Origin of the sequence: Corynebacterium sp. UMB9976, from assembly GCF_030212265.1 — a bacterium.
Taxonomy (GTDB): Bacteria; Actinomycetota; Actinomycetes; order Mycobacteriales; family Mycobacteriaceae; genus Corynebacterium.
Genome location: NZ_JASODY010000014.1, coordinates 44,824 through 54,558 on the forward strand (window position 1 = coordinate 44,824; position 9,735 = coordinate 54,558).

At 55.7% G+C, this 9,735-nt stretch carries 7 protein-coding genes; 5 read left to right on the top strand and 2 right to left on the bottom strand.

The features are described from left to right. Positions 1–630 precede the first annotated feature (630 nt). Both QP140_RS07445 and QP140_RS10385 read left to right on the top strand, forming a co-directional pair. Complete coding sequence (locus tag QP140_RS07445) at positions 631–984, top strand: proline racemase (RefSeq protein ID WP_284758922.1); 354 nt, start codon at positions 631–633, stop codon at positions 982–984. A gap of 304 nt (positions 985–1,288) precedes the next feature. Continuing rightward, positions 1,289–2,389, top strand: a complete 1,101-nt coding sequence (locus tag QP140_RS10385; RefSeq protein ID WP_336620636.1) for a replication initiator — start codon at positions 1,289–1,291, stop codon at positions 2,387–2,389. A 250-nt stretch (positions 2,390–2,639) separates the two neighbouring features. Here QP140_RS10385 and QP140_RS07455 read toward each other — a convergent pair whose 3' ends face one another. Both QP140_RS07455 and QP140_RS07460 read right to left on the bottom strand, forming a co-directional pair. Further along, positions 2,640–5,981: a type ISP restriction/modification enzyme gene (locus tag QP140_RS07455; protein ID WP_284758924.1), complete on the bottom strand. Its 3,342-nt coding sequence runs from the start codon at positions 5,979–5,981 to the stop codon at positions 2,640–2,642. Positions 5,982–6,021: 40 nt separating this feature from the next. Continuing rightward, positions 6,022–6,891 carry a helix-turn-helix domain-containing protein gene (locus QP140_RS07460; RefSeq protein ID WP_284758925.1) on the bottom strand — a complete coding sequence of 290 codons (870 nt, stop codon included), beginning with the start codon at positions 6,889–6,891 and terminating at the stop codon, positions 6,022–6,024. Between the two features lie 128 nt (positions 6,892–7,019). On the opposite strand from QP140_RS07460, the gene QP140_RS07465 reads away from it, so the two are divergent. From QP140_RS07465 to QP140_RS10430, 3 genes are all read left to right on the top strand, one after another. Then, the gene (locus QP140_RS07465; protein WP_284758926.1) at positions 7,020–7,364 is read left to right on the top strand and encodes a hypothetical protein; all 345 of its coding nucleotides are present in this window, start codon (positions 7,020–7,022) and stop codon (positions 7,362–7,364) included. 374 nt (positions 7,365–7,738) lie between these two features. Beyond that, positions 7,739–8,590 (top strand): FtsK/SpoIIIE domain-containing protein, encoded by an 852-nt coding sequence (locus QP140_RS07470; RefSeq protein ID WP_284758927.1) that lies wholly within the window; start codon positions 7,739–7,741, stop codon positions 8,588–8,590. Next, positions 8,580–8,792 (top strand): helix-turn-helix domain-containing protein, encoded by a 213-nt coding sequence (locus QP140_RS10430; protein ID WP_442875024.1) that lies wholly within the window; start codon positions 8,580–8,582, stop codon positions 8,790–8,792. Before QP140_RS07470 ends, QP140_RS10430 begins: the two co-directional genes overlap by 11 nt. Positions 8,793–9,735 lie beyond the last annotated feature (943 nt).

Consider the following 9,735-nt stretch of genomic DNA (forward strand, 5'->3'; position numbering starts at 1 on the left):
AGGACTCGGTGTGCGGCCCCGGGGGACCCGCAGCCAGTGGCTGCTGGTCGCGGACCCTGGAGGCGCGGCGTGCAAAGGTCTAACGCATAGACCTGCGTTGTCCGGTGGCGGTTGTGGCGCGCGGGCGCCGGGTGCTTTCCGCGGTGCGACTCGTGGTGACGGCGCTCTGTGCGGATAAACCCGGGGGCTCGAGCGTCACAATGTGATGCGGATAGCAGTTATGCGACTTTCTCAGTCTATCAGCCAGGTTGTGAGATCCAACACGAGGCCCCTTTTGGCACTTTTGCCACACACACACCACATGGGCAACAGGGTGGTTTTGGGACGCGACGGCTTCAGCGGGGTCGCATTGTTCTCGGGAGTGCTGGAGTGCGACTATCGACCTAATGCTCGCTGCGATAGCTCGCGTGCGAAGTGCTTCGTAAGTTTTTAGTTTGAGCTGGGAAATGAGCTAATCTAGCCACGGGGTGACCAGGATGCTGCTTGGGGTGTGCGGTGTCCTAGGCGAGTGCTTAGTTGATGTCGGCACCGGTCCCTAAGGTCTTCTTCAAAGTTCTTGTGGACGGTTAGCCGAAACAACGGAAAAGCCTTTTAAGGTGGGGAGAAGACTACAAATTGAAGGAGATGTCTATGAAAAATTCTTCAGAGCCAGATGTCATCGTGCGCAATTGGATCAAGGAGCGAGCGGAGTCTGGGGTGGTTCTTGCTCAGGCTGTGACGAAGGTGAGCCTCGTCGATGGGCACATGACGATTCATATTGACCCGAATGGTATCGAACGCGCTGATGAATGGCCTGCCGCCATCGCACCGTGGGGCGGCAATCTCGGTGATTTTTATGCCACGGAGTTTGGCTGGACTACTCAACAATCTGCGTATATGCGTGAGATGGTGATCGACGTGGAGGTTGTCGACGCTGCGGGGAACCGGGTTGGAGACCCTGTTGATACGGCTGACTACCAGCGTCGAATGAATCCTCAGGGCTAGTTTACGACTGTGTCGCCATCAGCGGGGCTGCGAGATCGGACAGTGGTCTGCGGCATGTAGGGGGGCGACGTGATGGAGTATGCCCGGCGATGAACTGCAGGTGTGATTAAAGCCCCGGCCGAAAGGCCAGGGCTTCAATCACGTGGTCGGGATAACAGGATTTGAACCTGCGACCCCCTCGTCCCGAACGAAGAGAGAGCTATATCTGGTAGCTGCCAACTGCGCTTTTACAGCTTTTGCGTGAGGGTGTGTGCGTCTTGTGCACCTTGTTTTGTCACCGCGGGTGACAGACGGGTGACAGATGATGAGTGATGTCGAGGCAGGCGAAAAGCGAGGCCGTGTTCGTGTCGGCCCCTGCTCGAGGCCTGTGCGGGTAATAGATAAGGACGGCCGAGTACAGCATGTGCGTTGTGGAAGCAGAAGGAAAAAGCAGTGTGAATCGTGCTCGTACTTGGCGCAAGGGGACTACCGGAGACTGCTAAAGGCAGGTTACGAGGAGCTGGAGTCGAGCGTTGGCGAGTATGCGTTCTATCTACTGACCTTGACAGCTCCGTCGTTCGGGGCTGTTCACCGGGTTCCCAAGCAGGGTAGAAGCGAAGTGCGGTGTCGTTGCGGGAAGTTTCATCATGCAGACAAAGACCGAGGACTTCGGGGTGTTGCCGTTGATCTGGATAGCTACCGTTTCGATGTAGCTGTGCAGTGGAATCACAATGTAGGGCGGCTGTGGAATGCTACGAACACGCGTTTGAAAAAGCTTCTACCGACGATGGATTACGTGAAGGTTTCGGAGTGGCAATTGCGCGGTGCTTTGCATCTCCATGTGATCCTGCGCATTCCCCGGTGTGATTGGCATGCACTAGTTACAGCACCAGGTTCACACGGAGGCGATGTAACGCAGCTCATTCGTCAGCAGGTTTCAGATGTTGTGGTGGATAACCGTTGGCGATGGGGTGCTAAGGCGTTGGATATTCGAGAGATCAAAACAGGCGAGGACCGCAAGAAAGCCGCACGATACCTTGCAAAAGCATTGGCTTATGTGACGAAGGACGTATCCGAAGATGGCGAATGGGCGCGAGATTGGCGTGCCCGGGAGCATTTCGACCGCCTCGACGGTGCAGCTCGGGATATGAACTGTGGTCAGTGCTCTGGAGGGGCAATGGCTTGTGGCCGTTTGTGTCATCGCCGGTGGGGTGCTCGCAGCAGCACAATGTCGAAGAGTCGTGGGGGAGTTCACCGTCGCGGATGGTGTGATCTGCGGAAGATGGATTTGGTGCGGACCCGGCGAGAATTCGCTGAGAAAATGACGCTGCTTGAGCAGGCTCAGGAACAGTTGGATGCTGTATTGCGAGCTGAATCGGGTGGGCTTTGGCGGATGAGGAGTGTCGACGAGCGAGTTCGAGGATAGAACGAGGCGGAGGAAAAGCTGCTTGGCGAAGTGAGGGGGCTTCGCCAGTTTCGCGTGCCTAAGACCAGAAAGAAAGCGGCGTAGTTAGATTCGTTAGCAGCACAGGGGGATCTGAAGTTGGTGTGCTCCTAGAGTGGCGCCGGACGCAGTTTTAACAGGTGGCCGGCGCCACTTTGCGGGCCCGCTGGTCGGGCCCGCCTTGATCATGTAGAGAAAATCTCAAACAGTGTGCGCGGTTTCGGTGGTCAAGCTAAAGCTCGGGAAGCGTGCCACGCTTGCTTCGGGGAGGTGCTTTGCGTTCTGCATCGTTTGGAACCCCAAGCTCTGTTGGCGGAATCTTCTCCTCGGCGAAGACTTCATTAAGCAAGTCGCGGCCTTCAACCTCAGCGTTAATCATGAATTCGATCTGCCAAAGAAGTTCAAGCAGCTCGGTGTCATGTTCCCAAAAGTTGGCTTGGATTTGGCCTAAGCCAGATGAGGATTTCCCGGTGGGGCGAGCCATGCGGTAGTCCAACCAAGAATCAATGACCTTGAGTCCGGAAATTTCGAAATTCATGACTTCGGGGGAAACATGGTCGAACCGACCGTTCCCAACCAGTAGTTCGTGAGAGTCGGGCGTATAGGACCATGATTGGGGGTATGGAGCTGACGGGGTTGGTTCGCCGATCCTGGCTCGTCCTTTATATCGCTGCCCGGTTGGCTGTCCGAATTCGTTGAGTTCGCCGCCTCTTTCACCCCATGACTGCTCGAAGATAATTTTCCGGCCAAAGGCAACTACCCGTTGAAATAACTCTTCGCTCGCTGTGAATGGCACGTGGGGAACTGACTCAGTGAGTTCTTCCTCGAAAATTTCGGTGTATGCCGAGGTTCCTAGAAGCCCCACCACGTAGCTGAGAACTTCGAAAGCGCTAACAGTTCGGCCGTAATGGTGTTCGAGTGCCTGGAGCAGCTCGGAGGATACATTGGGGTGGTCTACGCCGTCGGAGCGGTACAAGGGGTGTACATTTTTAGCGCCAAACGATCCCCTGAAAAAGTGTAGATCCGGTACGTAGGGGCTGATCGTGATGGCGGGGCCTTTACTCAAAGGAGTGGTCGTGACTGTCGAAAGAAAGAGCTGGTCGTTCGACGAAGTGTCCCAGAGGCTCTGACGGATGTATGTCCCTACACGGTGGTCCGGGAGGCACCACTGTCGGTCGAAGCTGCGGTACCCGTACCGTACTGGTTCCAGCATGGAGTCCTGAGCTGTGGGGTTGGAAAGCCGTGGGAGCGGTTCGCCGGTGACAGCATGGGTTTTCTGAGTGGCTGTCGTTAGGTCTCGATCGGGTGAAAAAAGCTCGGGATCGGCAGGACCATCTTCAAAAAGACGTTTCCAGCGCAGGGTTAGAGCTTCCTTGGTGGCCGCAATAGGCCAGGTGCGTTTAAACTGAGCTCCTGAGATGCTCCAAGGAAAGATATTGTCGAGCGGTAGCCCATCAGACAGCGCAGCTGCGCTGGAAGGTGCGAACTTGTCGCCCCATTCTGTAAGGGGAAGTTTTTCCCAACCTGGGTGATGTCGGGGTGACGGTGCCGCAATGCTGCCCAGTGATTCAAGCTTTTGTTTTCTCGTCCCCGTCACTCGACGGTAGTAGATTGTAGCCTTTTGACGGAGGCGGTCCGCGTTCTTCTTTGGGGTGCCGTTGGCTGTGGTTGGGTGTTGCACTCCTACGAAAATGGCGACTGGAGTTTGGATAGAGAAAACGTTCTCTTCTTGACGTGCCCCGCGGCCTTCTCCGCCCAGGTCGATGATCCAGACTTCATCAAAGATCCTCCGCATGTGTTCGCGGACGCCGGCGAATCCCGGTCCCCTTAGGTAGGAAGCTGCAGTGATGTAGCTAACGATTCCTGTTTGTCCAGGGCGTTGTTCACAGGCTTTCCAAATCGCCCATCGGATGAAGTAGATGTACGAGTTGTAAAGATTTTTTGCCTGTCCACCCTGCTTTCGAGCTCTCAGCGGTTCGATAAAATCTTCGAGGAGTGGTGGATGTCCATTGGTCTCCTCTAAAACGATGTTTTTGTACTGTGTAGATCCTGCCCCAAGGGTCTTGGCCTTTGAGCCGCGGTCGTACGGGGGGTTTCCAAGGATGACCCGGATGGGCGTCTGGGAATTTTTAACAAGCCCAGCCTTGCGGGTTTCTTCGTTGATGTCTTCGAGGACCTCCCAGATTGACATCTGCTCATTGTCACCGGAAACCTCGCCTGGATCAGTGAGCGAGTTGGTCAGGAACACCTGGACACCATCGGCTCCGAGGTCTGCGCCAGTTGCTTCCAGAAGTTGGGTTAGGCGCATGTGGGCAACGGAGTATGGCCCCATGAGTAGTTCGAATGCAAACAAGCGTTTTGCGAGGCTGCGAGCGGCGTCTTGGGGTGATGCCGCTCGATCGAGGACACGGCGTGCGACTGCTAGTGGGTAGGTAGCGGTACCCGTTGCGTTGTCCAGGATGCTGGTTGCCTCATCCCCTAAACCTTCGGGGCGGCCGAACCGCGTTTTAAGCGCGTCGTCGAGCAATCGAACCTGTGTCTCAACGATTTCGACCGGGGTGTAGTACACGCCGGCGGTTTTTCGCATTTTTTCGTCGTACGCAGCGAGGAAGTCTTCATAGAAGTACAACCATGGGTCCGCCTTTTGAGTGAATTTATCGACGTTTACAGTGCCGATCGTTGCTTCCAGTAGTGCTACGGGGCCTTCGACTAGTTCGCGGTTTTGCCGTTGGGCCATCAGTTCGAGGACTGAACTGATAAGACGGTGGCCGTTGGTCCGAAGGGTGGGTGTAATCGAATTCGAGTCGAACTGTTCAGCAGGAACGTCGGACTCGACGCGGGCCAAGAGTAGTGCGTAGGTAAAAGTTTGTGCGAAGGAGTCGGCGAACTGCGCTTTCGTGGCACCGGGCATGAGGTCCGCTGTCCACGAGTTGTAAAGCTTGTCTAGGGAGTCTGGGTCGTTGTCAGTAACAACGTCGATAACCGTGTCACGTAGGAACCGTGTGAGGGGTGCCAGCGTGTCGGCGAGTCCCTTTGGAGTTGATGGTGTGGAGGGGCGCCAAGAGAGAAATTGCTGCAGTAGATCCTGCAACTCTGCCTGAGTTGTCTTAGCCACTGCTGGGGCAGCGTCCGGATCGATTCTGACGTGCGCTAGTGGGCGGTCGGATCCGTAGCGCAGCAGTGTCCACTCCCAACCGTTGGTGTAAATCAAGTTGGAATGGTTCGATAGGCGCTTCCACTGCTTTTTATCGTGGCGGGTCCACCCAGTGGGGCGGTAGGGGTTCGCTGATTTAGTAGGCGCTTTAAGTTCGATGTGGCCAAGAAGCTGGCCGTGGCCATTTTTGACAGCAAGGTCGAGCCGAACGCCCTCCACTTGGTCGTATCGTTGCTGGCGGTGTTCTGTGGCGACGTTGATTTGCTCTGAACGGAGTCTGCCGAGGCTCGTGAGGAGATTATGAACAGGAACCTTGAGCTGATCTTCAGGGCTCGTGCGCTTGTCTCGGCCGAGTTCGGTATCAATGCGCTGGAGGTCCGAAAGCAGCTGGCTGTAAACGTCATCGAAAGTGGTAGTCACACCATGATTTTAGCGTCAGCGGTCTGGGGTTGGGGTGGATCTACAGGAGGTTTGTTCGAAGTGCAGTGTAGATAGGGTGCCATTGTTGCAACCTTAGAAGCTGGTCCTGGATCCAACTGCTGAGATCGCCAGGCATGGTTGGTGTGGCGTAGATGAGGTCTGTCATGTACTCGTTCTCCAACTGGTCTGCTTGATCCAAGATGGCTCGGTGGGCTTTCCAGAGTGTTTCCATTTTCTCTGGGGCATCCTGAAGTTGAGCTTGTTTGAGCCGCTGTTGAAGCTCAGGGGGCCAATAATTTTGTGGGGTCTCTTCGAATCCCTCGAATAGCTGGAAGGGGTTAAAACCGAGCCAGTCTTCTAGGTCGTTAATTAGCGCGTCGATGGCTTTTTCTAGGGGTGCAAGAATTACTTCGATGGCTTCGTTGAGCAGCGAATTTAACGTTTTTGGGGTGGGGTCTGCTGCAAGTTTTTCGAGGTTTTCAGGGTTTCGGAAAACTAGTGCATTGGCTGCCCCTTCGAGCGCAGAGCCAACGCGAGCGATTGTTGTGGGGTAGCGGGGGTATTCGAAGTTGAGTAGCCAGTTTTGAGTATCTCGGACGCCTGTCATCCGGTCAGCACCTGATAACGCAGGTGATTGCTGTGGGGTTAGTGGTTCCCAGGGGCAGATGATGACTTGAAGGGGGACCTGATATGCGACGGAAAGTTGGACTGCTTCTTCGATAGATACGCTCCGGTCTCCGTTTTCGATCTTGCCGAGACTGCTGGATGACAGGTGGGGAGGCTCGAGGCGGGAAACAGCCTGATCTTGCGTTAACCTGCGCATTTCTCGTAGGCGGCGGAGGTTGGTGCGTACAACGTAGGAAGTCGAGCTTTCGGCGTCGTAGCGGCCGGAACGTCTGTTGGGAGCCATGATCTCATCTTAGAACTTCATTGCGCTGCAAGCACTCCTGATATACCTTCGATATTGAGCCGCTAAATAAGCAGATGAAGATCTGCTAAATAGGCGGACCGGCTCAGTTGTCTAGTTAGGAGAGTTTCATGGCTGGAGTAGTGCTGCCAGTAGACGATGCCCGCCGGGTTCAGGTGGTGCCCACAGGTGAGACGCGGGGAAAGTTCAAGTATCGGGACGGTAAGGCTACGGATGAGCCGGTCGTCTTCGAGAACGGCAAGCAGGTCTTTGCGTTTGATGCAGCTGTTGCCATTGATGGCCAATCTTTAGGGGCGGTTCGTGTCGAGTCGCCTGTTCGTGAGCTGCCTGAGTTGCCCTTCGGCACTGTACTCAGCGGGGTCGGTAAGGGAGAGTTGCGTGTCATGCCGAAGGACCAGTTCAACGTTCGTGTGACGGTGGTTCTGGATGGGATTAAGGATGCGGGGGTGAAGTGATGTTATTGGCGATTGGGCAAACAGATCCGAAGCTGGCGATGGTCGCTTGGGGGACCAGCTTGTTGGCTCTTTTGATGGCGGGGCTGTTTCACTTTGGCCCCACCTCTCGGCTGACACGACGACTTCGACCGGTGTGGGATGGCGCGGGGCTTACTCGCATTGAGACACGCGGGGCGGGCGAGGATCAGCGGACGGTCCGACACCGGCCGCGTGTTTTCTCTCGAAAGAAGATAGATGCGGACGCGTTTGCATTTCGAGTACGGCCGAACCCAGGTAGAACCGTCGAAGACATCGTGGGTTGTGCAGATGCGATCCGAGATGCCTTGTGCGCACGTGAAGTGAAGGTTGTTCCAATCGGTCGTGGATGTGCAGAGGTGGAGGTCTACAACCGTGAAGCTGCGCCCGAAAAGTTTGAGGCGAGTGAATTTTCAGCGAAAAGTTCCGTTGGGAAATTGCCGATCGGCCGTGATGACTCGGGTGCTGCTCGAGAACTCAACCTTGGTCATACGTTGATCGTCGGAGCCACGGGATCGGGAAAGGGATCCATGCTTTGGAGCTACGTCATGAGTGTTGTGGCCCAGTACGGAATGGATGGTCGCGGTGCTCAGCTGTGGGGTATTGACCCTAAGCGTGCTGAACTGGCGGGCGTCGATGGTGCTTTTGAAGCGGTTGCTTTCGATGGTCCAGAAATTCTGCGGTCGTTGCAGAACCTTGTTCGGGTGATGCAGCGTCGTCAGAGTGCCGGTCGGCGGAGCTTTGAGCACTCGGACGATAATCCGGTGATTTTGCTCGTGATCGATGAGTTTAATGCCTTGAGTGTCATGGAAGACCGGAAGTGGCAGACGGCAGTGCGTAGCTCGCTGCAACAGCTTATGTCGCAGGGGCGTTCCTCGGGGATCTATGTTCTAGCGGCAGCTCAGCAGCCGCAGAAGGATATGCTCGGGCCATATCGTCCGCATTTCATGAATCGTGTTTGTCTGCGAGTGGAGTCGGCTCAAGAAGTGGACATAGTGCTTGGAAGTGGGGCTGTAGAGCTAGGGGCGAAAGCGCACATGATTGAACCTGCTACGGAATCTAATGGATACGCTACTGCCGGAATCGGGTATGTCCGGACGGATGGCGAGCCGGCACCTGTAAGGGTTCGAGCTCCCTTCATCAGCGACAACAAGATTGAGTCCTGGGTTCTCGAAAGGTCGAAGAAGGGGGCCGGTCGCGATGTCTTCTAAGGCAGCAAGTAGTCCGGTTCGTTGGGCAGATTATGGGCCCGTGCTCACCCCGCGTGAGGTTGCAGAAATCCTGTCTATTTCACGTTCCACACTCTCATCGTGGCGCAGGTTGGGATCGCCTCCTTTGCAGCCAGTGATTGCTGAGGGGCGCGTAGTGCGCTACGCGAGGGCTGATGTGCGCCGCCTACTTGAGAGTCGGTGAAGCATGGCTAGGAAACGAGGGGAACGCTGGCAAGGGTTGGTAAAGATCCGAGGCCAGCAGATATCTCGAACCTTTGACACCCAGAAAGAGGCTAAAGCTTGGGAAGAGCTGGAGCGTCTGAAATACTCAGACGCCTCGTTCTCTGCGCGGCTTGGTCGTTCTTCGGTGCAACAGGTGGTTGACGTTTGGCTCTCGATTCGCAGCGAAGAAGTCGCAGACTCGACATACTCCATGGATCAAATGGTGATGCGGCTTGTGCCTGCAGCGATGTGCCGTCGCCAAATCCGGGGAATAAAAGCGCAAGACCTACAACTGCTGATCGACACCTGGCGGAAGAGAAAATCTATTGCCACAGTGCGACGGTACGCGGATAGTCTCGCTGCATTTTTCCGGTGGGCGGAGGCTAAGGGATACATCTTGAATGATCCGATGCAGCAGGTCGAAGTTCCGCGAAGGAAAAAGAAAGTCCATCAGATTAGGCCGATGGATGAAGTGGAGCTAGAAGCCCTCGTGAAAACCATCGGCGGCTTTAATGGTGACGTTGTCCTGTTCTTGGCCCTGACAGGTTTGAGGTGGGGTGAAGCACGATCGCTACGTGTTGGGGACGTGTGCCTCGAGGAAGAGCCCCCGAGAATCCACGTGATGAGATCCCACCCGGAGGGCATGACAGAAAAAGTCCCGAAGTCAGGACGCATGCGAATCGTGCCACTGGCGCAACGGTTGCTCCCGGTGGTGCAAGTTCTCTCGCGTGGGCGCCATGCGGACGACTACCTTCTGTCGCGAGACGGTCCGGCGAGAGTGTCCGATTGTTTGTGTGCGGGGGCTTGGTTTACAAGTAGTCCGCGAATCGGTCGGGGTATGCCACAGCTAGTTGGTTGATGGCTTGTTTCCACCCGGTGGCTTTCGCCCCTTCAACATAGCCGTTGCATTCGATGTCGCGCTT

Excerpts from the sequence above, each read along its gene's own strand:
- QP140_RS07445 (WP_284758922.1), top strand. The coding sequence starts at position 631 with ATGAAAAATTCTTCAGAGCCAGATGTCATCGTGCGCAATTGGATCAAG.
- QP140_RS10385 (WP_336620636.1), top strand. The coding sequence starts at position 1,289 with ATGAGTGATGTCGAGGCAGGCGAAAAGCGAGGCCGTGTTCGTGTCGGC.
- QP140_RS07460 (WP_284758925.1), bottom strand. The coding sequence starts at position 6,891 with ATGGCTCCCAACAGACGTTCCGGCCGCTACGACGCCGAAAGCTCGACT.
- QP140_RS07465 (WP_284758926.1), top strand. The coding sequence starts at position 7,020 with ATGGCTGGAGTAGTGCTGCCAGTAGACGATGCCCGCCGGGTTCAGGTG.
- QP140_RS10430 (WP_442875024.1), top strand. The coding sequence starts at position 8,580 with ATGTCTTCTAAGGCAGCAAGTAGTCCGGTTCGTTGGGCAGATTATGGG.